Here is a 22,799-nt window from a genome sequence, read left to right on the forward strand (position 1 = left end):
CCTAAATCGGGTGGTGATCAGAGCCTCAAAAACGTGCGATACCGAAACTGTTCGGTTGCAACTGACGAACCTCGGCTTCGTGGCAGATATCCAGCAGATAGCCAAGCAAGGTGCGCGTATCGCGTGGATCAATCAGCCCGTCGTCCCACAGGTTGGCGCTGCCGTAGAGTGCGGTGGACTGGCTGTCGAGTTTTTGCGCGGTGACCTGTTCCAGCGTGTCGAGCATCTTCGGGTCCGGGACCAAACCGTCCTTGGCCTGCCTGGCTTCGCTGACAATGCGCAGCACCTTGCCGGCCTGGGCGCCACCCATCACGGCGGTGCGGCTGTTGGGCCAGGCGAAGATGAAACGCGGGTCGAGCCCGCGGCCGCACATTGCATAGTTGCCGGCGCCGTAAGAGCCGCCGACCACCATGGTCAGCTTCGGCACCCGCGCGTTGGCCACCGCCTGAATCATCTTCGCGCCGTGTTTGATCACCCCTTGCTGTTCCGATTCGGTGCCGACCATGAAACCGGTGGTGTTATGGAAAAACAGCAGCGGTGTCTGGCTCTGGTCGCAGAGCTGGATGAACTGCGCGGCCTTGCTGGCACCTTGCGGGGTGATCGGACCGTTGTTGCCGATGAAACCGCAGGGCCGCCCCTGGATCTTCAAATGACCGCACATCGTTTGCTGATCGAACTCGCCCTTGAACTCGAGAAAGCGCGAGCCATCGGCGATGCGCGCAATGATCTCGCGCACGTCGTAGGGTTTTTTCGGATCGTCGGGAATCAGCCCCAGCAGATCGTCGATGGGGTAGAGCGGCTCGTCCCAGTGTTCGGCGCTGCGCTGCGGTAATTGCGCATTCCACGGCAACAGGCTGACGATTTCGCGTACCAGGCGCACACCGTCGGCATCGTTTTCGGCCAGGTACTCGGCAGTGCCGGCGATTTGCGCGTGCATCTCGGCGCCGCCGAGCTCTTCATCGGTGGCGACTTCGCCGGTAGCGGCCTTGAGCAGCGGGGGGCCGGCGAGAAACAGCTTGGCCTTGCCGCGCACCACCACCACGTAATCCGAGAGCCCAGGCTGATACGCGCCGCCAGCGGTGGCCGAACCATGCACCACAGTGATTTGCGGTAAGCCCATGGCTGACATCCGCGCCTGATTGGCGAAACTGCGCGCACCCTCGACGAAAATCTCCGCGGCGTAATTGAGATTGGCGCCGCCACTCTCGGCGAGGGTGATCACCGGCAGTTTGTTTTCCATGGCGATCTGTTGCAGGCGCAGGGATTTCTTCAGGCCACTGGGAGAAATGGTGCCGCCCTTGATCGCGCTGTTATTGGCGACCACCAGCACCCGCACACCGGACACATAACCAATTCCGGCGATCAACCCGCCACCGGCCTGGCTGCCGTCCTTGTCGTCGTGCAGTTTGTAGCCGGCCAGGCTCGCCAGCTCAAGAAACGGTGCGCCAGGATCGAGCAGCAGGTTCAGCCGTGCGCGAGGCAGGAGTTGCCCGCGTTTGTCGAATTTCGGTTTGGCCTCTGCGGCTTTGGCCAGCAGGTTGCGTTCCAACTGGCGGAACTGTTCGATGTTGCTCAACATCGCCTCGCGGTTCTGCGCAAACTGCCGGCTGTGGATGTCGAGTTGCGATTCAATCTGTGGCATAGATCAGTCCTCGCCCTTGAGCACATCGGGTAAGCCTGCGCGGTGAAAGCCATTGAAGGATTCACTGTGCTGCGCCTTGTGCAGTGGCCAGGCGCGACCGCCGAGGCTCGCCGCACCGTCGATCCGCAGTGTGCTGCCACTGATAAAGGCCGCCGCCGGGCTCAGCAGGAAAACGATCGCTGCGCTGACTTCCGATTCAGTGCCGATCCGCTTGAGCGGCACGTGTTCGCGCAGGGTCGGGATCAGCGCCTTGAACGCCCCTTCGTAGGTGTCCATGCCGCTGGAGGCAATCCAGCCAGGCGCCACCGCGTTGACCCGCACACCGGCGTAACCCCACTCGACCGCGGCGGTCTTGGTGAAGTTGTCCATGCCCGAACGCGCCGCGCCCGAATGGCCCATGCCGGGCATGCCACCCCACATGTCGGCAAGCATGTTGACGATGCTGCCACCGTACTTGCTCATTGACTGATTGAACACCTCGCGGGCCATCAGGAACCCGCCCACCAGATTGGTCCGCAACACGGTTTCGAAACCTTTCTGATTGATCGAGGCCAAGGGCGCCGGGTACTGGCCGCCAGCATTATTGACCAGGCCATGAATCGGCCCGTGGTCCTTGATCAGTTGCCCGACCAATTGCGTGACCGCTTCTTCATCGCGGATATCGCAGGCCTGCCAATCCGCCTTGCCACCGTCCTCGATGATTTCCGTCGCGACCTTTTGCAGCTTCTCGGGTTTGCGCCCGACTAACAGCACATGAGCGCCGAGGGTCGCCAGTTCGTGCGCGGTGCAACGGCCGATGCCACTGCCGCCACCGGTGACAATAATCGTCTGGCCGGCAAACAGCTCGGGTTTGAATATCGAATCAAAGGCCACGGCAACCGTCCTCTACTTGACTTGGTCAGCGATGCCTTGCGGCACCGGGATCTGGATTTCCAATAGCTGCTGGGCGAACGCCTTGCCTTGCGGGTCGATTCGCAGGCTGGCCACGCCACCGCCACCGAGGGCGTTTTCCAGGAGAAAGTTCAGGCTGTGAGTACCGGGCAAATACCAGCGCTCGACACGTCCGTGGATCGGGTCAAGCACGTGACTCATCCAGTCGACGATCACCGCAGGTGTCAGTGCTTCGGCGATCCACGGCAGGTATTCGGGGGCGCGGGCCATGACGCCGATGTTGCTGTGATTGCCCTTGTCGCCGGAGCGCGCCACCGCGAGTTTCACCAGCGCCACACTGGCGTCGGCGCGAGCGTGGGGTTTGGGCGGATCAAAGGGCAGCGGCAGGTCGGCAACGTCGAGGTGATCGAGGGCAGGCAGGGCGCAGGGATAACGTTGGCCTTGCAGGTCGACTTCCAGCACGCAGGTATTTTTGTCGATCAGGAACGAGAACAGACGAATCAATGGGTACACGGTTGGCCGGCCTCCGACGATTCCGGTCAACCCCGGCGCCATACCGGTGGCGGCTTGAGCGATCTCGCGGGAAAACAGGATCAGCGCTTGTTTGTCCGGGTGCCGCACCGCCAGTTTGATCACTACTTCGCGGCTGTCCTGGCGCTGACCATGCGGACCATAAGTCGCTTCGCTGCCGAGCAGCTCAATGTTCACTTCGCTGTAGGGCGCCCAGCCGCGTTGGCTGAACATTTCCGAGGTCTTGGCAATGATCGCCTGGCTCACCCGACGTGCCTTGGCCACCGCGTCGATCCCGGCGATCAGGCAACTGGCGGTGCAGCGAAAGCCGTCAGGCCAGGTCGCGCAGACCTTATATTGACGGGGTGGTGGCAAGCCTTTGGCGCCGTGTACATGCACGGCGTTGTTGGCGTGTTGCTGGAGTTTGACCAGGCTGAAATCGCAGACCACATCGGGCAGCAGATAGGCGCGAGGATTGCCGATTTCGTACAGCAGTTGCTCGCCGACGCTCAGCGGTGTGACCAAACCGCCGGTACCTTCGGGTTTACTGACGATGAACTGGCCGTCGGCGCTGACTTCGACGATGGGGAAACCGATGTGTTCGTAGTCGGGCACCTTTCGCCAATCGGTGAAATTGCCACCGGTGCACTGTGCGCCGCATTCGATGAGATGCCCGGCCAGCGCGGCCTGGGCCAGTTTGTCGTAGTCCTGCCATGACCAGCCGAACTCATGCACCAATGCCGCGCTGACCACGGCGCTGTCGACCACCCGGCCGGTGATAACGATGTCCGCACCCAGGCGTAGCGCCTCGACGATGCCGGGGGCGCCGAGGTAGGCGTTGGTCGACACGCACATTGGCGGCAGTGGGGCGCCGCTGAACATTTCCTTTACGCCGCTGGTAGCCAATTGCTTGAACTGCGGTTGCAGGTCATCACCGAGCAACACGGCGATCTTCAGTGGCGCACCGGCTTTATCGCACGCCGCTTGCAGCGCTGCTGCGCAGGCCAGTGGGTTGACCCCGCCGGCGTTGCTGATCACGCGGATGTTCTGTTCGCAAAGTTGCTTGAGGAGCGGGCTGAGGACTTCGACGAAGTCGGTCGCGTAACCGGCCTGGGGATCTTTCATTCGCGCGCCGGCCAGCAGCGACATAGTGATTTCTGCCAGATAGTCGAACACCAGATAGTCCAGCTGGGCACCGTCAACCAATTGCGCGGCGGCGGTCGAGGTATCGCCCCAGAAGGCACTGGCGCAGCCGATACGAACGGTTTTGTTCATTGCAAGCCTCCGACAGAAGTGGCTCGAGACTACCAAGCAAGCGCTTGGTTTGTAAATGCTGGTTACATCTTCTGCCCAAGCGCTTGCTTGGTCGTCCCGGTCAGCTTAAATTGCCCGCGCAAACCCATTGCATTCGTGGTGTGATCGCACAATTGATTGAGCGACTGTAGGAGAGAACGGGTGGACGAGCAAAAAGCCCTGCTGGTAATGCGCGAGTTGGTCGACAACGGGCAACTGACCGATCCCGACAGCGCTCGCGGCAAACTGCTGCAAATGGCTGCTCACCTGTTTCGCAACAAGGGCTACGAGCGCACTACGGTGCGTGACCTGGCCAGTGCGGTCGGGATTCAGTCGGGAAGCATTTTTCATCACTTCAAAAGCAAGGATGAAATCCTGCGGGCGGTGATGGAAGAAACCATTCGCTACAACACCGCATTGATGCGCGCCTCCCTGGCGCAAGCGACCAATGTGCGCGAGCGGGTGCTGGCACTGATCCGCTGTGAGTTGCAGTCGATCATGGGCGGCAGCGGCGAAGCAATGGCGGTGCTGGTCTACGAATGGCGTTCGCTTTCGCAAGAAGGTCAGGCCCAGGTGCTAGCGCTGCGCGATATCTATGAGCAGATCTGGTTGCAGGTACTGGGTGAGGCGAAAGACGCCGGTTTCATTCGCGGCGACGTATTTATTACCCGACGTTTTCTAACCGGCGCGCTGTCCTGGACAACCACCTGGTTTCGGCCGGATGGCAGCATGAGCCTCGATCAATTGGCCGACGAAGCCTTGATTCTGGTGTTGGAAGAAAAGTGACCGTTTCGCAAAAACTTATTAAATAGCCATCACCAAGTTGTCGAAGCGGATAAAACCGCCTAGCTTGGTTGTAGTCGATATATTTTTAGAGGTGGGCTCGTTTTGATGTCTTCGCCAGTTCGGAAGGCTTTACGGATTTCGCTGATGGCGCTGGGTGCGCTATCCGTACTCCCGGTTTCGGCCGCACAAGTAGTGCAGGTGGGCGCTGCGCACTTTCCGCCGTACACCGTTCGACCGGAGAATGGCGACGATACCGGGTTGCTACCGCAGTTGGTCGAGGCGCTGAACCACTCGCAAACCGACTATGAGTTCAAACTCGTGCCGACTTCCTTGCAGCGTCGATTCGGTGATTTCCAGGATGGCCGGACTGACATGGCAATCTTCGAAAATCCGGAGTGGGGTTGGAAGGATATCCCGCACAGCACCGTCGACATGGGGCTGGAAGATGCTGAAATCTTTGTCGCACAGAGCAAGCCGGATCGTCAGCAGGGTTACTTCACCGATTTGAAAGGCAAGCGTCTGGCGCTGTACAGCGGTTATCACTATGAATTCGCCAATTTCAATAACGATCCGCAATTTCTCAAGGACAGTTACAACGCGACGCTCACGACTTCTCACGACAGCAATATTTTAATGGTTCTGCGCAATCGCGCCGACATTGCACTGGTCACACGTTCGTACCTCTACGATTACCTGCTGCGTAATGAAAAGGTCAGGCCGCAGTTGTTGGTATCCCAGCGCATCGATCAGGTTTATCACCATTACGCGCTGTTACGTCCGCAAGCGCCGATCAGCGCGGAAACCTTCGGCAAGTTGCTGCAGGGGTTGCGGGATAACGGGCAGATGCTGAAGATTTTCGATCCGTACAAGATTGCCATCGTGCCGGTGCCTAAAAGCTGAAGTCAGGCCAACCCTTTGACCTGAAACTTGCGCTTGCTCGGTAAGGCTCAAGGCGGTATCTCCAGAACGGTCCAAAAAAAACTGAACCACAACACACAGGCTGCGATCTTTTAGCGGCGGGCGAACGTATCGCTGCGCTTGCCCGAAACCTTGCGGCAATGCACCAGGGCATCACGAATCATGAAATTCACCAGGGTCGGCGACACGCCGAGTTCCTTGGCGATATCCTTTTGCGGCACGCCGTGCAGGCGATACATCTCGAAGGCGTAGCGGGTGCGACTCGGTAATTGGCCGAGGGCATCGGCAATGTTTTCCAGAATCGAGAAGTTGATGTGCGAGGTTTCTGGCGAGGCATCGTGAATGACCACGTTCAAGCCTTCTTCTTCGGTGCCCGAATACTTTTGTTCCAGCGCCTGTCTGCGGTAGTGGTCAATCGCCAGGTTGCGCACGATCTGAAACAGGTAGCTGAGCTGAGCCTTGAACGAGGAGGTGATTTGCGGTGCTGATTGCAGCCTGAAAAACGCATCCTGAACGACATCTTCAGCGCGGGATCGGCAGCCGGTAATGCGGGCTGCGATTTTGACCAGAATCAGTCGATTATTAACGAACGCCTGGAGTAAGGGTGAGTCGCACCTGCTTGTGGTTACTGGTTCCGTCATGGAAATCACCTTGCTGCAAAAAGTAAATAGGACGACCAAGGGGGGGCGGAGCCGTCCTACGCATCGAGTGACAAGCTAGTGTTAATGATAATAATTGTCAATTGATAGCGATTGTTATGTTGAGGCCCCTTTGTCCAACACCTCACGCAGACAGTCCTTGAACCGCGCTTGCTACTGACCAGCGCAGACGTGTTACGACCTCTATTGAAGTTCGGATTGACTGTCCCCCGTCGCCGGGACAGGCTGCCGGAGTTTTTGGTTGACCCGATTCAGAAAGGAGACAGTTGATGCCCTTCGCTACGATTGATGGACAATTGCTTCACTACGTTGACCAAGGCACTGGTCCGGTGGTGCTGTTGGCGGGTAGTTACTTGTGGGACCAGGCCATGTGGGCGCCGCAGATTGTGGCGTTGTCGCAACACCATCGGGTGATTGCCGTGGACCTGTGGGGGCACGGGGAGTCCGGGCCGTTACCTGAGGGCATGACTTCGCTGGATGATCAGGCGCGGCAGGTACTGGCGCTGCTTGATCATCTGGATATTGACCGCGTCACCCTGGTCGGGCTTTCGGTCGGCGGCATGTGGGGCGTGCGTCTGGCGCTGTCGGCCCCACAGCGCCTCAACGGCCTGGTGTTGATGGACACCTATGTCGGTGTCGAGCCCGAGCTGACTCGCCAGTACTATTTCTCGCTGTTCAAGCAGATCGAAGACAGCGGTGTGATCTCGCCGCAGTTACTCGATATCGTGGTGCCGATTTTCTTCCGTCCAGGCATCGACCCTCAGTCGGCGCTTTATCAGGATTTCCGCGCCAGGCTGGCCGCGCTGCCGCCTGAGCGTTTGCGTGAAAGCATTGTGCCGATGGGGCGCATTACGTTTGGTCGTGATGATCTGCTGCCGCGTCTGGGCGAGCTGAATCCTGAAACCACGCTGCTGATGTGCGGTGATCAGGACAAACCGCGACCACCGTTGGAAACCAGGGAAATGGCCGAGTTGATCGGTTGCCCGTATCTGTTGGTGCCGGAGGCAGGGCACATTTCGAACCTGGAGAATCCTGAGTTCGTCACCAAGGCGCTGCTGAAGTTTCTGGCGGAGAGAACTTAGTCGATCATTAGGACGCCATCGCGAGCAGGCTCGCGATGACGTCGTTGCATCCAGTAGAAACCTGACGGTAAAAAACTACTTCGGTCCGAGAATCTTCACTAGTTTTTCCGGCGACGGCGCGCCTTGCTGCTGTTGCAACTCACCCTTGTCGTCCATGTAGAAGATGGCCGGAGTGGCGGACAATTCCAGCTCTTCCATCAACTTCATATTGGTGTCGAGTTTGGCCTGGATCGCGGCGGGAATGCTTGTCAGCGCTTTCAACGAGCTTTGCTTGCCCGCCTTCTCGTGTTCCTCCAGCGCCTTGCCCGGGTCTTTGCTGGCCAACAGGGCTGCGGATTTCCCGGGGCTGTCCTCTCGGATGATCCCGACCATGATGTGCCGCAGCTGCACTTTGCCGGCCTTCACCCACGGCCGGGCCTGCTCCCAGAACATATTGCAGTAAGGGCAGTTCGGGTCGCTGAACAGGTAGACGGTGCGCGGTGCATCCTTGCTGCCGTCGGCGATCCAGTTGCTGGCTTCCATCTTCGCCCAGACTTCCTTGGCCATTGGCGCGTAGACCAGTTTTTGCAGCGGCTCGGCACTCAGGTCCTTGCCATCGGCGTCGTACAGGTTGCCGAGCAGCACGTGCTTGCCGTCGGGCGTCAGGTACAAGGCCATGCCGCGGTTCTGGTACTGCGCGGCATAACCACGCAAGCCATCAGGCGCATCGAAACTGCCGATGATTTTCGCACCTTTTTCTTCGATCTTGCGGATCGCCGCAGGCAGCTCTTCGGCCTGCAGCATCGGGATTTGCAGCAGCGCTGCGCCCAGGGACAGCGTCAGCAGGTGGCGGAGGCGGGGCATGGCAGTTTCCTTGAAGGTGTGGCCTGTATGGCAGAAGTTGGGGAGTCGAAGTTTTCCAGGGCACGGGCCAGGCTGGCTTCCGATAATTCACCCAGGTGGCTACCGAGCATTCGGCCTTCGGCGCTGTAGAACAGCGTAGTCGGTAGCGCCATGGAGCCAACGGCCTGACTCAGTCGGCCGCCGCCATCGAACAGCACATTGGAAAGGCTCAGGCCTTGGGTTGCAAGGAAGGTGCTGACGCTTTGCATGCTTTCGGCCTGATTGACGAACAGAAAGGTCAGGTCGGGCCGATGTTGCTGGGCGTTCTCCAGCACCGGCATTTCACGCCGGCAGGGCGGGCACCAGGTGGCCCACAGGTTGATCACCAAGGGGCCGCCCTGATAATCGGCCAGTTGCACGGTTTCGCCGGCGGCGTTGCGCAAGACGATGTCCGGCAGGCGCGTGCCTTGTTCGTAGAGGTTCAGGGACAAACTTGCCAGCAACCAGAACAACAGGCCGCTGCCAACGCCCGCGCCCAACGGTTTGCGCAGCGCCGGTCGGCGCCAGCCCCGCAACAGTGTTGCCAGCAGCAGGGCAATCACCCCGGGCCAGGCGAGGAAACCGCCATCGCGCAGGTCGATGATCTGCCACGGGTCATCACGGTAGTGGGCCCAGTAGGTGAGCACGAATCCCACTCTGGCCGCGAGCAGGCCCAGCAGGAACAGGCTGAACAGCACCGACTCGGGGTTCTCGCCACCGCGCTTGGCCACCCGCCAGCCGACCAGGGTGGCCAGTGCCAGGGCACTGATCAGCAGCAGGTGGTTGAGCGCAATGGCAAAGGTGCCGAGGGTAAAGGTCAGCATTAACGAGCGTCCCGAGTCATGTTCCAGCGTTGGAGGAAACCGGCGGCATCCACCTCTCCGGTGATGCGCTGGCTACGGCGCTCGATGCCGTCGGTGCCGATCCACAACAGGCTTGGCGGCCCCGGCACTTTGTAACGGCCGAGCAGTTCACGGCTGGCAGCATTGTCGGCGGTCACGTCCAGGCGCAGCAAGCGGACATCTTTCAGCGCATCCATTACCTGGGGTTTGCCGAACACCTGTTTCTCCATGATCTTGCACGACACACACCAGTCAGCGTAGTAGTCCAGCAGCACCCACTGGCCCTGGGCGCGGGCAGTGTCGAGTTCGTGTTGCAGCGCAGCGGGATCCTTGACGGTGATGAAGGCGTCGTCAGCCGTGGGGCCGGCGACGCGGGTCGATGCCTGTGCACTGTAAACCTGCAATGGATTGAACAGGTCATCGCTGCCACCCGCAGCACCGATCAACAGCAGGCTGCCCCACAATCCGGAAAGCAGCGCCATGCCACCGAACACATGGGCGGCGCGGCCGAATCCACCGGTCTGGCGCCAGGCGCTGTAGGCGATGATCAACAGCAGCGCACCCCATAGACCAATCCATAGCGACTCATCAAGCACTGGCCGCACCATCACCAGCGCGGTACCGAGGAACAGGAAACCGAAGATGCCTTTGAGCAGGTTCATCCAGGTGCCGGGTTTGGGCAGGAAGCGGTTGCCGACGGTCACCAGCAACAGCAGCGGCAAGCCGATGCCGATGCCCATGGCGAACAGGATCAGCCCTCCGTGCAGCGCGTTACCGCTCTGGGCGATGTACAGCAAGGCTCCAGCCAGCGGCGCGGTCATGCACGGGCCGACCAGCAATCCGGACAAGGCGCCGAGCACCCCGGCACCGATAAGGCTGCCGCCGCCTTGCTTGCGACTGGCGTTTTCCAGACGGTCACGCAGAGCGACTGGCAGTTGCAGTTCGAAGAAGCCGAACATCGGCAACGACAACAACACAAACACCACGGCGAAACTGCCGAGCAACCAGACGTTCTGCAACAAGGCCTGCAAGTTCGCACCGAGCAACGCGGCTACTACGCCCAGCACCGCGTACACCAGCGCCATGCTGACCACATAACTGCCGGCCAAAGCGAAACCACGCTTGGGGCTGGCGCCGCTACCGACGATCAAACCGGCGAGAATCGGCAGCATCGGCAACGAGCAAGGCGCGAAAGCCAGCAACAGTCCCAGACCAAAGAACACCAGCAGACTCCAGCCCAGCGCCCGCTGTTGCAGACCGCTGGCCAAGGCTTCATCCGGTGCTTGCGCGGCATTGACCGCCGCCGTGCTGCCTCCGAGGTCGATCACCTGAGTTTGTGGCGGATAACACAAGCCGGCATCGGCACAGCCCTGAAACCCCACTTTGATCTGGCCACTGGCGCCGGCCGGGACTTTCAACTCCAGGCCCTGGCGATACACCTGCTGATCACCAAAAAACTCGTCACTGTGGGCTTCACCCAACGGCAGCGGCGGTTTATCCGCCTCGGGTAAACCGTCGAACTTCATCCGTTGCTGATACAGGTAGTAGCCGTCGGCAATTTGCCAGAAGAGTTGGGTTTCGCCGGATTCAAGGCGTTCGGAGGTAAAAACAAAGGCTTTGCCGACCGGCAGGAAATCAGCTTTGGTGTCGAACGGGTTCGACGCTGCCTGGGCCAGCCCTGCGATGAAAAGAAAAAACAGTAGAAACAGACGACGCATGGGAAAGCCTTATCGCGGTGCAAGTAGGGTGCACGATGATGGGTGGCGATTAACCGATGATTAACCGCGTTATCCTTGTGGCAATGACACCTCGGGCATAATGTCCGCTTAATCCGCTGCCCTCTTAATCAATGCTTTTCTACAGGTCTCACCATGCACGTACTTGTCTGTGAAGATGATGAGCTGATCGCCAGCGGCATCGTTGCCGGCCTCACGGCCCAGGGCCTGACCGTGGAGCATGTCGCCACGGCTTCGGCTGCCCGGGCGATGCTCAAGGTTGCCAAGTTCGACGTGATGGTGCTCGACCTGGGGCTGCCGGACGAAGACGGTCTGAAGCTGCTGCAGCAGTTGCGTCATCACGGCCTGGAGATTCCGGTGCTGATTCTGACCGCGCGCGATTCGGTGACCGACCGCGTCGATGGCCTGCAAGCGGGCGCCGATGACTATCTGCTCAAGCCCTTTGACCTGCGTGAATTGGCTGCGCGTCTGCACACCTTGCTGCGGCGTGTGGCGGGGCGCAGCGTCAATCTGATCGAGCATGGCGCCCTGACTTACGATCCGAGCAGCCGCGAAACGCTGCTGGCCGGTCAACCGGTAGACTTGTCGCGCCGCGAGCAATCGTTGTTGCAAGCCTTGCTGCACAACCGTGGCCGGGTGCTGTCGACCGAGCAACTCAAGGACAGCGTTTACGGGTTCAACGATGAACTGGAAAGCAACGCCCTCAACGTACATATCCATCACCTGCGACGTAAACTCGGCAACGGCATCGTTGAAACCGTGCGCGGGCTGGGTTATCGCCTTGGGCCGGCGGATGGCGGAGAGCAATCGAAGTGATGAGTTTGCGTTTGCGCCTGAGTCTGACCCTCGGCGCGGCCTTCGCGCTGATCTGGGCCCTGGCTGCGGCCTGGATGCTCAGCGACTTGCGCAATCAGATGATGTTTTCCCTCGACCAGCGGCTGGTGGCCTCGGCGCGTATGGTCGCCGGGTTGCTGGAGCAATTGCCGGCGCTGCCGAGCAAGGGCGATGGCACGCATTTCAGTGCTGAGCAGTTGAATATTCCGGGGGGCATGGCCTGTCAGGTCAGCTCCTTGCGCGGCGAGATTCTGGCCCGCAGTCACAGCACTCCCGAACAAACCCTGGAAGCTGAACAGATGGGCTTCCATGACCAGATGATCGACGGTGCGCGCTGGCGCAGTTTCACCTTGGCTCGTGGTGATTTGCGCATCACCACGGCCGACCGGCAAGTCGAGCGCGAGGCACTGAACATGTCGGTACTGCTGGCCGCGTCGGTGCCGGTGGGCGTCGCGTTGCTCGGTTGCCTGTGGCTGCTCTGGCTGGGGATCGGCCAAGGCCTGGCGCCGCTTAATCGCATGCGCGATGCCTTGATGCGTCGCAGCGCCGACTCCCTTGAGCCGTTGCAAATCCATCCGCTGCCGAGCGAATTGCAGCCGTTGCTGGAAACCCAGAATCAGCTGTTCCAGCGAATCGGCAAGGCCATCGAGCGCGAGCGACGGCTGACTGGCGATGCCGCTCATGAGCTACGCAGCCCGTTGACGGCGATCAAGACGCACCTGCAAGTGGCGCGCATGACCGAAGGCGCCGCCCGCGATCAGTCCCTGGCCCGCGCCGAGGAAGGCGCCGATCGCTTGCACCGCACGCTTGAGCAATTGCTGTTGCTGGCGCGGGTCGAAGGCAGTCTGTCGTTCGACGATGGCGTGCAGTGCAGCGCCGAAGAGGTGGCCCGTTTGGCGATTCAAGACGCGGCTAGCGGTGATCGTCAGCGGATCAAACTGCACTTGCCAGCGAAGTACTCACAGGCACCGGTGCAGATGCCAGCCGTGCTGTCGATTGCCGCCTTGCGCAATCTGTTGGACAACGCCTTACGCCACACCCCGGCGGATGCGGCGGTGGAACTGAGCCTTGAAACCATGGGTAACCGCGTGCGTTTTCAGGTGCGCGACCATGGCCCCGGCATCGCCGCCGATGACCTGCAACACCTGACCCAGCGTTTCTGGCGCAACGGCGCAAGCACCGGCTGTGGGCTTGGGCTGGCGATTGTCCAGGCGATCGTCCAGCGCTGTGGCTGCGTGTTGCATTTCGACAGCCGTGCCGATGGCTTGCGGGTTGATCTGACGATGCCGTTGCAGTCAGCCTGAGGGCCCTCGCGCGCTCATACATCTGGTATTCGTAGCAGCTGGCGAAGCCTGCGTTCGGTTGCGCAGCGACCGTAAAATCAGACACTGCAGTCTTTCAGGTTAACCGCGGTGTTCGGACTTACGACTGCTGCGCAGCCGAACGCAGGCTTCGCCAGCTGCTACAAATTGGGTTACCACATCAAATGTAACTTCTCTCCATTAGTCACCTGACCCTCGCGGCGCTATCGTCCCTCGCAGCTTTGACTCAATGGAATGAGGTGATAGCGCTATGGATTCCCCCCTACACATTTGCAAGGCCGGGCCCGCGGACGCGGGGATTATCAGCCGGATCGTCGAGCGCTCGATCAAGGTCGGGTGCGCTGGGGATCACCGCAATGACCCGAAAGTCGTCGCGGCCTGGACCCACAACAAAACCGTTGAACATGTACAACCCTGGCTGACCGACCCACGCCTGTACCTGAATCTTGCGCTGTTGGACGACAAACCGATTGGGGTGGCCATGGCCGCTGTCAGCGGCAAGGTCGGGTTTTGTTACGTCCTGCCGGAATGGTTTCGCCGGGGTGCCGGGCAGGCGTTGATCCAGGGTCTCGAAATCTGGTTGATCGAGCATGGTTTCAGTCAGGCACGACTCAACAGCACCGGCACCAGCGAAGAGTTTTTTCAGCACCTTGGGTACCGACGCTGCGCAGAAGCATTCAGTGTTGCCGGGCTTACGGCCGTCCCCATGAACAAGTTGCTGACAGCACTCCCATAGCAAGCCTTCCGAGGGTGTAACTCCTTGGAGCGCTGATGCGTTTCCAGAGCAGGTAAACCAGTACGTACGCGCCCTGGCCGGAATGCGCACCTGCCACCGTGCTCAGCCCCGGCGTTTCACCGCCTGCAATGTGTAACTCAGCGGCAGGCGCCATGGGGCTTCTTTCAAACGGTATTCGCCGTGGTCATCGCAGACCATCTGACCGGGCAAGGCGTTCCAGGGAATACTTTGATGCTCCACCAGACCGGTGATGTCCAGCCCGTGGGTCAGCAGTGCGGTGATGATTTCTCCCAGACCGTGGTTCCATGCATGCGTGACGGAGGCCTTGAGCCGCACATCGGTCTCGACATAGGTGCATTCGTCATCCCAGACCAAAGGCTCTTCGCGCTCGAAATACGGGAACTCGACGGACAAGGCGTCTTCGCGACCTTCGTTGATCGACCACAACATCGGGTGGCCCTCGCGGATGAACAAGCGTCCACCTGGCTTGAGCAGGTCGCTGACCGTGCGCGCCCACGTGTCGATACTCGGCAGCCAGCACAAGGCGCCGATGCCGGTGTAGACCAGATCGAACGAGGCGGGTGGCAACACTGAAGTCGCGTGGTAAACCTCGGATTCGACATACTCGATTAGCGCGCCGCTGCGCTCGGCCAACGCGCGTGCCTGGACGATGGCGGCCGGTGAGAAGTCGAGCCCGCTCATTTGCGCCCCGAGGCGGGCCAGCGAGAGCGTGTCGGTGCCGATGTGGCATTGCAGATGCACGCCGCGAAAGCCCGAGATATCCCCCAATAACGGTACGTCGAAGCGCACGACGTCGGAGAGGTGATAGGCGTCGTCGATGAAAGTCTGAGTCCCATATTCGGTTGAGGCGGCATGCAACGGGGCGCGTTCGTCCCAGTTGGCTTTGTTCAGTTTGATGTAGTCACTCATGCTGAAGACCTGTTCCTTGTCTATCCCTAGGGTGCGTTGGGCAGACTAGCACTCGGGTCTTCAGGTTTTCTTGAGGGTTTTTGTAAGCGCGGACGGCATCGCCCGTGGCTTCACAGAGGAAGCTTATGGGCGGGCGACGCCGTGTCCTGCGGGGGGAGGGGGGTTACTGCTGTTTGAACATCTCCTTCGCCCGCGCTTCGATTTGTGCCTGAGTCAGGTTTTCCTTGCGCGACGACAGGAACCACACATGGCCGAAGGGGTCCTTCAAGGTGCCCGAGCGGTCGCCGTAGAATTGATCTTTCACTTCCGAAACCACCGTGCCACCCGCCTTGATTGCCTGGGCGTAGCTTTTGTCCACATCCTCGACATACAGATGCAAGCCCACGGACGGTGATTTGTCGGGGTTGCTCAGCGGACCTTGATCGCACGGTGTACCGAGCATGATGGCGCAGTCGCCAATTCGCAGTTCAGCATGGCCGACGCTGCCGTCGGGCATCGCCAGACGCATGACTTCCGTAGCGCCAAAGGCTTTTTTGTAAAAGTCGATCGCCTCGGCGGCTTTCTGGATTCCCAGGTAGGGCGTGACGCTGTGATAACCCTCGGGAATGGGTTTAACGCTCATGACCGTTCTCCATATTCTTGTGGGTGGATGTTGCAAATCCTTCGCCGATTTCCGGTCGATTCACTATAGGTCAGCGCCAATAAGGCGACCGAGTGGCCGACGGGTTGCAGCATCGCCACTGTTGCGCCATCAACGATGAACCGGCATTTCGTTTCGAAGGCCCATACAAAACGGCAGCAAGTCTCGAAACGGTCGATAGCGACTATCGAGAGCGATGATTTTTGTCGCTCAAGGGGCGGGAGTAGCCTGTGTTCATTGCTCAAGACCGCCCGCAGGAAGCCTCTCCATGAACCATTTGCTCGTTACCTCATTGTTGTTGGTTGCCTCGGTGCTCGCCGGTTGCGCCAGTCATCCTGCTCCCGAATTGCGCCCGTATACCGCCGAAGAAACCCAGGAACTGGCGATGGAAGCCCTGAATCGTCGCGGTTTGTCGTTTGATGAATACCAGGCCAAAAAAGCCGAACTGCTCGGCCAGCCGCAGAAGACGTTCGGTTACGACCAGCATGGTGAGATGAACGCCGAGCGCGTTGTGGCTGTTCACGGTCACGCCAGCTAAGCGACTGTACCGCTCGAAGTTTCACGTAACTGTCCGTGGGTTTCACACGGGGGCTGCGATAGGGTCAACACTTGACTGACCCTGACGGACTCGCCCCATGACACTCTCGCTGGATTTACTGCTGGGTTTTGCCTTGTTCGCCCTGGTGACGTCGATCACCCCCGGCCCCAACAACACGATGTTGCTGGCCTCGGGCGTCAATTTCGGCTTCAACCGCTCCATCCCTCATATGCTCGGCATCAGCTGCGGCTTCTTCGTCCTTGTGCTCGCCGTCGGTTTTGGCCTGGGCGCGGTGTTTCAAACCTATCCTGTGCTGTACAGCGTGCTGCGCTATGTCGGCGCGGCCTATTTGCTGTACCTGGCGTGGAAAATCGCCCATTCGGGTCCTGTCCCCGAAGCCGAACAAGGTCACGCCAAGCCCATCAGCTACTGGGGCGCGGCGGCGTTTCAGTGGGTCAACCCCAAGGCCTGGATCATGGCAATTGGTGCAATCAGCACCTATACACCGCTGCAGGGCTATTTCACCAATGTGATCGTCATCGCGGCGGTATTCGCTATCATCAACCTGCCGAGCGTCAGTGTCTGGGCGGCTTGCGGCAGCCTGTTGCGCAATGTCCTGCGTGATCGGCGCTGGTTGCGGGTGTTTAACTGGGGCATGGCCCTGCTGCTGGTCGCTTCGCTGTATCCGATGCTGCACGAGAGCTTTAGCTGACTTGCGCTTCAACCCGGTGTCCGATGCCTGTTAAGCTCGACTTCAGGAGCGTTCCTACGCACTTTGAAATGAAGTCGTACTTCTTTAACGGCATCCGATCAGGTATTGCTGATTTCCCGCAGTTTTCACACCACCTCCAGTGCGGCGCTTTCAGCGAATACACCTGATCCCGGAACAAGCTCTGCGAGTCTTTTTATGAATAAACGTCCTTTGTATTTTGATTACGCCGCCACCACACCGGTGGATGAGCGGGTCATTCAGGTGATGGTCGACTGCCTGGGGTTCAGCGGTAACTTCGGCAACCCGGCTTCCAGTTCCCACGCCTATGGTCAACAAGCCAGGCGTTCGGTCGAGCAGGCGCGCCAGCAAGTCGCCGACCTGGTGGGCGCGCAAGCGCCGCAGATCGTCTGGACTTCCGGCGCCACCGAATCCAACAACCTCGCCCTCAAAGGCGTGGCTCAGGCCCGCGGGCAGTCCGGCGGGCACATCATCACCAGCCAGATCGAGCACAAGGCGATCCTCGATACCGCCAGGCAATTGCAGGATGCCGGGGTTGCCGTGACTTATATGCTGCCAGATGCCGAAGGCCTGATCACTGCGCAAGCGGTCAGCGAGGCACTGCGCGAAGACACTTTTCTGGTGTCGCTGATGCTGGTCAATAACGAACTCGGTACCGTCAACGACATCCCGGCCATCGGTCAGCGGGTGCGTGAGCACGGCGCGTTGTTTCACGTCGACGCGGCACAGGGCGCGGGCAAGGTAGCGATTGATCTGGCCCAATGGCCGGTGGACCTGATGTCGTTTTCCGCCCACAAGATCTATGGTCCCAAGGGGATTGGTGCACTCTACGTCGGCCCGCGTGCCCAGCAGCGCTTGCAGGCTCAGATCCATGGCGGTGGACACGAGGGCGGCTTACGCTCCGGGACCCTGGCCACGCACCAGATCGCAGCCATGGGCGCAGCCTTTGCGCTGGCGGCTGAACACTTTGCTGAAGAGGCGGCGACTATCGCCCGTCTGCGCGAGCGCTTGCTTGGGCAGCTCAGCGGTATTGCCGGTCTACGCTTGAACGGCAGCCCGACCCAACGCATTCCCCATACCCTGAGCCTGACCTTCAATGAGGGCGAGTTCAATTCCCAGGCCTTGAGTGCTTCGATCGCCTTTTCGGCGACGTCGGCCTGCAACTCCGCGAGCAATGCGCCGTCCCATGTGCTGCTGGCCCTGGGGCACGACGTGCGGGCAGCGGGTCGGACCATTCGCTTGAGTCTTGGGCGTTTCACCACCGAGCAGGACATCGATCAGGCCGCACAATTGATTAAAGCAGCAACCGCCAGTGCACCGGCGTTCTGGGCTACCGCCCAATCCTGATGCGCAGACCAAAAGTCAGCGCCCTATAACAAAATTAAAGTGGTTAGCAGGAGACATGATGAGTACGCAGCCTTTGACCCATGGAACGGTTCCCCAGCGCCTGGCGCATACCCGCGAGCTGATGAGCCGGGAGGGCATCCACGCCCTGCTGGTGCCGTCGGCCGACCCGCATTTGTCGGAATACCTGCCGGGTTATTGGCAAGGGCGGCAATGGTTGTCGGGCTTTCATGGCTCGGTCGGCACGTTGATTGTTACCCAGGACTTCGCGGGCGTTTGGGCCGACAGTCGCTACTGGGAACAGGCGACCAAGGAGCTCAAGGGCAGCGGTATCGAGTTGGTAAAACTGCAGCCTGGTCAACCCGGCCCGCTGGACTGGCTGGCCGAACAAACTCCGGAAGGAGGCGTGGTTGCGGTCGATGGCGCGGTGATGGCCGTGGCGTCGGCACGCTCACTGAGCAGCAAGCTTGAGGAGCGTGGCGCACGGCTGCGCACCGATATCGATCTGTTGAACGAGGTCTGGAGCGACCGTCCGAGCCTGCCGAATCAACCGATCTATCAGCACTTGCCGCCGCAGGCCACCGTCAGCCGTGGCGAGAAACTCGCCAAGCTGCGTGAAAGCCTGAAAGCGCGCGGTGCCGATTGGCACTTTATCGCCACCCTCGACGACATCGCCTGGCTGTTCAACCTGCGCGGCGGTGATGTGTCGTTCAACCCGGTATTCGTGTCCTTCGCCCTGATCGGCCAGCAGCAGGCAACCTTGTTTGTCGCGCTGAGCAAGGTCGATGCGCCATTGCGCGCGATCCTCGAACAGGACGGCGTCACCCTGCGCGACTACAGCGAAGTGGCCTCGGCGCTGGCTGCCGTGCCAAATGGTGCAAGCCTGCAAGTCGATCCAGCACGGGTGACTAGCGGTTTGCTGAATAACCTCGGCAGCGGCGTGAAGCTGATTGAAGGTCTGAACCCGACCACCCTCGCCAAGTCGCAGAAAAGTCTCGCCGATGCCGAACACATCCGTCAGGCCATGGAGCAGGACGGCGCGGCGCTCTGCGAGTTTTTCACCTGGCTCGACAGCGCCCTCGGTCGTGAACGCATCACCGAACTGACCATCGACGAACACCTGACTGCCGCCCGTACCCGTCGTCCGGGGTATGTGTCGCTGAGCTTCAACACCATTGCCGCCTTCAACGCCAACGGTGCGATGCCGCACTACCACGCGACCGAAGAAGAGCACGCGGTGATCGAAGGCGACGGCCTGTTGCTGATCGACTCCGGCGGTCAATACCTGGGCGGCACCACCGACATTACGCGGATGGTGCCGGTGGGCACGCCGACCGCCGAGCAGAAACGCGACTGTACGCGCGTACTCAAGGGGGTGATTGCCTTGTCCCGTGCACAGTTCCCGCGCGGCATTCTTTCGCCGTTGCTCGACGCCATCGCGCGTGCGCCGATCTGGGCGGAGAGCGTGGATTATGGTCACGGCACCGGGCATGGCGTCGGCTACTTCCTGAACGTTCATGAAGGCCCGCAAGTGATTGCCTACCAAGCCGCACCGGCGCCGCAAACCGCGATGCAGCCGGGGATGATCACCTCGATCGAACCGGGCACTTATCGTCCAGGTCGCTGGGGCGTGCGGATCGAGAACCTGGTGTTGAACCGCGAGGCAGGCAGCAGCGAGTTTGGCGAGTTCCTCAAGTTCGAAACCCTGACCTTGTGCCCGATCGACACCCGTTGTCTGGAGCCTTCGTTGCTGACTCAGGACGAGCGCGAGTGGCTTAACGCTTACCACGCGCAAGTTCGTGAGCGTTTGAGCCCTTTGCTTGACGGTGCTGCGCTGGCGTGGCTGAACACCCGAACCGCCGCAATCTGAGTCGGTGGTGCGCCGTCAGTCTTCGGACGGCGGCGCAAGCTCGGGTGCGTGGGCGAATGCTTCGCTCATATAGTCGACGAACGCCTTGACCCTGGCCGATTGGCGACGATTGGCCGGGAACACCGCATGGATCGGCAACGATTGTGCGCGGTAGTCCTGCAGGATCGCGATCACCCGACCAGCCTTCAAATCCTCGCTGAATAACCACACCGGCGACAGCGCAATACCCAGCCCGCCCAACACCATCTCGCGTATCGCCTCCGAATTGTTGCTCTGGGCGTTGCCTTTGATCCGCACGTTGTAGCGCTGAGCGTTTTTTTCGTAGATCCACTGATTCTGGCTGCTGAGCAGGTTGAACAGCAGGCAGTTATGCTGGCTCAGTTCTTCCGGTGTGTGTGGTTGGCCATGGCGAGCCAGATAGTTGGGACTGGCGACGGTGACTCGATGGGTGGTGCCGATCTGCCGGGCGATCAAACCGCTGTCGCTCAACTCGCCAATGCGTAATGTGACGTCCAGGCCTTCGCTGACCAGGTCCTGATTCTGATCGCTGAGCTGTAAATCGATTTCAACGTGTGGATAGCGCTCAAGGAAATCCGGCAGTCGCGCAGCAATCTGCAATCGCCCGAAACTGACGGAGGAGCCCACTCGCAAAGGTCCGGCGACCGCTTCCCGTCCGGACTGAAAGCTGTGTTCGGCCGAGTCGACCGCCACAAGAATCTGTCGGCATTCGTTGTAGTAACGCTGGCCTTCGTCGGTCAGCGAAAGCTGGCGAGTACTACGGGCAATCAGCTTGCCTCCAAGCTCTGTTTCCAGAGCCCGGAGGATTTTGCTGATGGTCGGTTGGCTGGTCTGCAGTTCCCGAGCGACAGCAGAGAAACTGCCGCGCTCGACTACTCTTACGAAAACCGCCATTGCATTGAGTTTGTCCAAGGGCTTTCTCATTGATTCCAAATAGGCATGGTCACTATAGCTATATAGCGTCTTATCGGCATGAGTGGGCGGGCGGATGATCAACGCAACTCTCCACTGACATGAGATTGCGAAATGACTGACTCACTTGAAATGCTCGCCCTGATCGTCGACTCGGCCAATGCACCGTTTCGTTTGGCCTCCATCCCTAAGCCCGTGCCTGAAGCGGGGCAGGTGTTGGTCAGAATCATCGCCAGTGGGGTGAATCCATTGGATGGGAAAATCCGCGCCGGGGAGGCAGCTCATGCCCGTCAGCCATTGCCGGCGGTGCTGGGTATGGATCTGGCAGGGATTGTCGAAGCGTTCGGTGCCGGGGTCAGCGATTGGCAGGTCGGCGATCAGGTGTATGGCATGGCGACCGGGATTGGCGGTCAGCAAGGCTCACTGGCGCAATTCGCCGCTGTTGATGCGCGGTTGCTGGCGCGCAAACCGATCAATCTGAGCATGACTGAGGCGGCAGCGCTGCCGCTGGTGTTGATCACCGCGTGGGAAGGCTTGCTGGATCGCGCTCGGGTTCAGACGGATCACAAGGTATTGATTCACGGTGGCGCTGGTGGCGTCGGGCATGTGGCGGTGCAGTTGGCTCGGGCATTCGGTGCCGAGGTATTTGCCACGGGATCGGCGAGGCATCGGGCGATTATCGAAAGCCTCGGTGCAACCTTTATCGACTACCGCCAGCAGTCGGTTGAACAGTATGTACAGCAGCATACGGCGGGGGAGGGTTTCGATATCGTTTATGACACAGTCGGAGGCGAGACGCTGGATGCGTCGTTCAAGGCTGTGCGCACTTATCAGGGGCACGTGTTGAGCTGTCTCGGCTGGGGGCAACACAGTCTGGCGCCATTGTCGTTCCGGGCGGCGAGTTACTCTGGAGTCTTCACGTTGCTGCCTTTGCTGACCGGCAACGGTCGCGAGCGGCACGGGCAGATTCTTGGCGAGGCCGCGAAGTTGATTGAAGCAGGCTTGTTGAAGCCTTTGCTCGATCCCCGGCGGTTCACGCTGCAAACCGCCGAGGCAGCCTATGACCTGCAAGCCTCGGGTGAGGCGCAGGGCCGACTGGTTATCGAGATCTAGCCCAAGGCTTCGCGGACAAAGTCCAGGCGATCCTGACCGAAGAACAATTCGTTGTCGACAAACATGCTCGGCGCACCGAACACGCCGCGCTGGATCGCCTGCTCGGTTTTGTCCTTGAGTGCGGCTTTGACTTCCTCATCGGCGGTCAAGGTCAGCGTTTCATCAGGGTCGAAGCCATGTTCGGTCAACACAGCGGCGACGGTCGCCGGGTCGTTGAGGTTGCGACCATCCACCCAGAACGCACGGAACAGGCAATCGATAAAATCGAGGAAACGTTCGGGGTGTCGTAGCTGGATGCCGGTGACGGCGCGCATCAATAAAAGGGTATTGATGGGAAAGTATGGATTGAGCTGGAATGGCACGTCGTAGCGCTTGGCGTAACGATTCAGGTCCAGGAACATGTAATGCCCCTTGGCCGGAATCGTTGCCGGCGAGGCATTGCCGGTGGCCTTGAATACGCCACCTAGCAGCATCGGTTGATAGATCAGCTGGCTACCGGTTTGCTCACAAATTTTCGGTAGTTGGGTATAGGCCAGGTAAGTGGCAGGGCTGCCGAGGTCGAAGAAGAACTCTACGCGTTTGCTCATGTTCG

General features: G+C 60.1%; 22 protein-coding genes. 11 read left to right on the forward strand and 11 right to left on the reverse strand.

Annotation, left to right across the window (positions count from 1 at the left end; translation table 11 throughout):
* Positions 1-25: 25 nt before the first annotated feature.
* Genes atuC through AO353_RS19330 form a run of 3 tightly spaced genes read right to left on the reverse strand, consistent with a single transcriptional unit; the run spans position 26 to position 4,318 of the window.
* Positions 26-1,642: a geranyl-CoA carboxylase subunit beta gene (gene atuC / locus AO353_RS19320; protein WP_054596393.1), complete on the reverse strand. Its 1,617-nt coding sequence runs from the start codon at positions 1,640-1,642 to the stop codon at positions 26-28.
* A gap of 3 nt (positions 1,643-1,645) precedes the next feature.
* Entirely contained in the window at positions 1,646-2,515 is an 870-nt protein-coding gene (locus tag AO353_RS19325) for an SDR family oxidoreductase (protein WP_054596394.1), read from the reverse strand.
* A 12-nt stretch (positions 2,516-2,527) separates the two neighbouring features.
* Complete coding sequence (locus tag AO353_RS19330) at positions 2,528-4,318, reverse strand: acyclic terpene utilization AtuA family protein (protein ID WP_054596395.1); 1,791 nt, start codon at positions 4,316-4,318, stop codon at positions 2,528-2,530.
* Positions 4,319-4,498: 180 nt separating this feature from the next.
* Between AO353_RS19330 and AO353_RS19335 the strand changes: the two genes are divergently transcribed.
* Both AO353_RS19335 and AO353_RS19340 read left to right on the forward strand, forming a co-directional pair.
* Positions 4,499-5,122: a TetR/AcrR family transcriptional regulator gene (locus tag AO353_RS19335; RefSeq protein WP_054596396.1), complete on the forward strand. Its 624-nt coding sequence runs from the start codon at positions 4,499-4,501 to the stop codon at positions 5,120-5,122.
* Between the two features lie 105 nt (positions 5,123-5,227).
* Positions 5,228-6,022 carry a substrate-binding periplasmic protein gene (locus tag AO353_RS19340; protein ID WP_173860017.1) on the forward strand — a complete coding sequence of 265 codons (795 nt, stop codon included), beginning with the start codon at positions 5,228-5,230 and terminating at the stop codon, positions 6,020-6,022.
* 110 nt (positions 6,023-6,132) lie between these two features.
* On the opposite strand, the gene AO353_RS19345 is transcribed toward AO353_RS19340, so the two are convergent.
* Positions 6,133-6,681 (reverse strand): RNA polymerase factor sigma-70, encoded by a 549-nt coding sequence (locus AO353_RS19345; protein ID WP_054596398.1) that lies wholly within the window; start codon positions 6,679-6,681, stop codon positions 6,133-6,135.
* A gap of 287 nt (positions 6,682-6,968) precedes the next feature.
* Here AO353_RS19345 and AO353_RS19350 point away from each other — a divergent pair, with 287 nt between their 5' ends.
* Complete coding sequence (locus tag AO353_RS19350; RefSeq protein WP_054596399.1) at positions 6,969-7,781, forward strand: alpha/beta fold hydrolase; 813 nt, start codon at positions 6,969-6,971, stop codon at positions 7,779-7,781.
* Positions 7,782-7,856: 75 nt separating this feature from the next.
* Here the strand turns inward: AO353_RS19350 and dsbG are convergent, their stop codons facing one another.
* From dsbG to dsbD, 3 genes are read right to left on the reverse strand one after another with little or no spacing between them, the layout of a single operon-like run.
* Complete coding sequence (gene dsbG / locus AO353_RS19355) at positions 7,857-8,624, reverse strand: thiol:disulfide interchange protein DsbG (protein WP_054596400.1); 768 nt, start codon at positions 8,622-8,624, stop codon at positions 7,857-7,859.
* Positions 8,600-9,466: a TlpA disulfide reductase family protein gene (locus tag AO353_RS19360; RefSeq protein WP_054596401.1), complete on the reverse strand. Its 867-nt coding sequence runs from the start codon at positions 9,464-9,466 to the stop codon at positions 8,600-8,602. The genes dsbG and AO353_RS19360 overlap by 25 nt, the downstream gene beginning before the upstream one ends.
* Positions 9,466-11,202 (reverse strand): protein-disulfide reductase DsbD, encoded by a 1,737-nt coding sequence (gene dsbD, locus AO353_RS19365; protein ID WP_054596402.1) that lies wholly within the window; start codon positions 11,200-11,202, stop codon positions 9,466-9,468. The genes AO353_RS19360 and dsbD overlap by 1 nt, the downstream gene beginning before the upstream one ends.
* 153 nt (positions 11,203-11,355) lie before the next feature.
* Between dsbD and AO353_RS19370 the strand changes: the two genes are divergently transcribed.
* The 3 genes from AO353_RS19370 (at position 11,356) to AO353_RS19380 (ending at position 14,112) form a co-directional block, all read left to right on the forward strand.
* Positions 11,356-12,036, forward strand: coding sequence for a response regulator (locus AO353_RS19370; RefSeq protein WP_054596403.1), 681 nt, complete (start codon positions 11,356-11,358; stop codon positions 12,034-12,036).
* Positions 12,033-13,358 (forward strand): ATP-binding protein, encoded by a 1,326-nt coding sequence (locus tag AO353_RS19375; RefSeq protein ID WP_173860018.1) that lies wholly within the window; start codon positions 12,033-12,035, stop codon positions 13,356-13,358. The genes AO353_RS19370 and AO353_RS19375 overlap by 4 nt, the downstream gene beginning before the upstream one ends.
* A gap of 268 nt (positions 13,359-13,626) precedes the next feature.
* The gene (locus tag AO353_RS19380) at positions 13,627-14,112 is read left to right on the forward strand and encodes a GNAT family N-acetyltransferase (protein WP_054596405.1); all 486 of its coding nucleotides are present in this window, start codon (positions 13,627-13,629) and stop codon (positions 14,110-14,112) included.
* Between the two features lie 102 nt (positions 14,113-14,214).
* On the opposite strand, the gene AO353_RS19385 is transcribed toward AO353_RS19380, so the two are convergent.
* Together AO353_RS19385 and AO353_RS19390 are read right to left on the reverse strand one after the other, a co-directional pair.
* Positions 14,215-15,042, reverse strand: coding sequence for a class I SAM-dependent methyltransferase (locus tag AO353_RS19385; RefSeq protein WP_054596406.1), 828 nt, complete (start codon positions 15,040-15,042; stop codon positions 14,215-14,217).
* Between the two features lie 163 nt (positions 15,043-15,205).
* Entirely contained in the window at positions 15,206-15,664 is a 459-nt protein-coding gene (locus tag AO353_RS19390; protein WP_054596407.1) for a VOC family protein, read from the reverse strand.
* Positions 15,665-15,950: 286 nt separating this feature from the next.
* Here AO353_RS19390 and AO353_RS19395 point away from each other — a divergent pair, with 286 nt between their 5' ends.
* The 4 genes from AO353_RS19395 to AO353_RS19410 all read left to right on the forward strand — a co-directional run bounded on the left by AO353_RS19395 (position 15,951) and on the right by AO353_RS19410 (position 20,164).
* On the forward strand, positions 15,951-16,220 hold the full coding sequence (locus tag AO353_RS19395; protein WP_054596408.1) for a hypothetical protein: 270 nt from the start codon (positions 15,951-15,953) through the stop codon (positions 16,218-16,220).
* Between the two features lie 97 nt (positions 16,221-16,317).
* Positions 16,318-16,932, forward strand: a complete 615-nt coding sequence (locus AO353_RS19400; protein ID WP_054596409.1) for a LysE family translocator — start codon at positions 16,318-16,320, stop codon at positions 16,930-16,932.
* Positions 16,933-17,127: 195 nt separating this feature from the next.
* On the forward strand, positions 17,128-18,297 hold the full coding sequence (locus AO353_RS19405) for an aminotransferase class V-fold PLP-dependent enzyme (RefSeq protein WP_054596410.1): 1,170 nt from the start codon (positions 17,128-17,130) through the stop codon (positions 18,295-18,297).
* A 58-nt stretch (positions 18,298-18,355) separates the two neighbouring features.
* Positions 18,356-20,164 carry an aminopeptidase P family protein gene (locus tag AO353_RS19410; protein WP_054596411.1) on the forward strand — a complete coding sequence of 603 codons (1,809 nt, stop codon included), beginning with the start codon at positions 18,356-18,358 and terminating at the stop codon, positions 20,162-20,164.
* A gap of 15 nt (positions 20,165-20,179) precedes the next feature.
* Here AO353_RS19410 and AO353_RS19415 read toward each other — a convergent pair whose 3' ends face one another.
* Complete coding sequence (locus tag AO353_RS19415; protein WP_054596412.1) at positions 20,180-21,094, reverse strand: LysR family transcriptional regulator; 915 nt, start codon at positions 21,092-21,094, stop codon at positions 20,180-20,182.
* 114 nt (positions 21,095-21,208) lie between these two features.
* On the opposite strand from AO353_RS19415, the gene AO353_RS19420 reads away from it, so the two are divergent.
* Positions 21,209-22,207 carry a zinc-dependent alcohol dehydrogenase family protein gene (locus AO353_RS19420; RefSeq protein WP_054596413.1) on the forward strand — a complete coding sequence of 333 codons (999 nt, stop codon included), beginning with the start codon at positions 21,209-21,211 and terminating at the stop codon, positions 22,205-22,207.
* Here AO353_RS19420 and AO353_RS19425 read toward each other — a convergent pair.
* Positions 22,204-22,794 (reverse strand): 2-hydroxychromene-2-carboxylate isomerase, encoded by a 591-nt coding sequence (locus tag AO353_RS19425; RefSeq protein WP_054596414.1) that lies wholly within the window; start codon positions 22,792-22,794, stop codon positions 22,204-22,206. The two genes, AO353_RS19420 and AO353_RS19425, sit on opposite strands and share 4 nt — an antisense overlap.
* Positions 22,795-22,799 lie beyond the last annotated feature (5 nt).

The sequence above is a fragment of the Pseudomonas fluorescens genome (assembly GCF_001307155.1).
Taxonomy (GTDB): Bacteria; Pseudomonadota; Gammaproteobacteria; order Pseudomonadales; family Pseudomonadaceae; genus Aquipseudomonas; species Aquipseudomonas helvetica.

What these genes read in the sequence shown, in the direction of transcription:
- AO353_RS19425 (WP_054596414.1), bottom strand. Translation starts at nt 22,794, where the DNA reads ATGAGCAAACGCGTAGAGTTCTTCTTCGACCTCGGCAGCCCTGCCACT.
- AO353_RS19350 (WP_054596399.1), top strand. Translation starts at nt 6,969, where the DNA reads ATGCCCTTCGCTACGATTGATGGACAATTGCTTCACTACGTTGACCAA.
- AO353_RS19400 (WP_054596409.1), top strand. Translation starts at nt 16,318, where the DNA reads ATGACACTCTCGCTGGATTTACTGCTGGGTTTTGCCTTGTTCGCCCTG.
- atuC (WP_054596393.1), bottom strand. Translation starts at nt 1,642, where the DNA reads ATGCCACAGATTGAATCGCAACTCGACATCCACAGCCGGCAGTTTGCG.
- AO353_RS19420 (WP_054596413.1), top strand. Translation starts at nt 21,209, where the DNA reads ATGACTGACTCACTTGAAATGCTCGCCCTGATCGTCGACTCGGCCAAT.
- AO353_RS19390 (WP_054596407.1), bottom strand. Translation starts at nt 15,664, where the DNA reads ATGAGCGTTAAACCCATTCCCGAGGGTTATCACAGCGTCACGCCCTAC.
- AO353_RS19330 (WP_054596395.1), bottom strand. Translation starts at nt 4,318, where the DNA reads ATGAACAAAACCGTTCGTATCGGCTGCGCCAGTGCCTTCTGGGGCGAT.
- AO353_RS19345 (WP_054596398.1), bottom strand. Translation starts at nt 6,681, where the DNA reads ATGACGGAACCAGTAACCACAAGCAGGTGCGACTCACCCTTACTCCAG.
- AO353_RS19380 (WP_054596405.1), top strand. Translation starts at nt 13,627, where the DNA reads ATGGATTCCCCCCTACACATTTGCAAGGCCGGGCCCGCGGACGCGGGG.
- AO353_RS19360 (WP_054596401.1), bottom strand. Translation starts at nt 9,466, where the DNA reads ATGCTGACCTTTACCCTCGGCACCTTTGCCATTGCGCTCAACCACCTG.
- AO353_RS19405 (WP_054596410.1), top strand. Translation starts at nt 17,128, where the DNA reads ATGAATAAACGTCCTTTGTATTTTGATTACGCCGCCACCACACCGGTG.
- dsbG (WP_054596400.1), bottom strand. Translation starts at nt 8,624, where the DNA reads ATGCCCCGCCTCCGCCACCTGCTGACGCTGTCCCTGGGCGCAGCGCTG.
- AO353_RS19370 (WP_054596403.1), top strand. Translation starts at nt 11,356, where the DNA reads ATGCACGTACTTGTCTGTGAAGATGATGAGCTGATCGCCAGCGGCATC.
- AO353_RS19395 (WP_054596408.1), top strand. Translation starts at nt 15,951, where the DNA reads ATGAACCATTTGCTCGTTACCTCATTGTTGTTGGTTGCCTCGGTGCTC.
- AO353_RS19410 (WP_054596411.1), top strand. Translation starts at nt 18,356, where the DNA reads ATGAGTACGCAGCCTTTGACCCATGGAACGGTTCCCCAGCGCCTGGCG.
- AO353_RS19340 (WP_173860017.1), top strand. Translation starts at nt 5,228, where the DNA reads ATGTCTTCGCCAGTTCGGAAGGCTTTACGGATTTCGCTGATGGCGCTG.
- AO353_RS19385 (WP_054596406.1), bottom strand. Translation starts at nt 15,042, where the DNA reads ATGAGTGACTACATCAAACTGAACAAAGCCAACTGGGACGAACGCGCC.
- dsbD (WP_054596402.1), bottom strand. Translation starts at nt 11,202, where the DNA reads ATGCGTCGTCTGTTTCTACTGTTTTTTCTTTTCATCGCAGGGCTGGCC.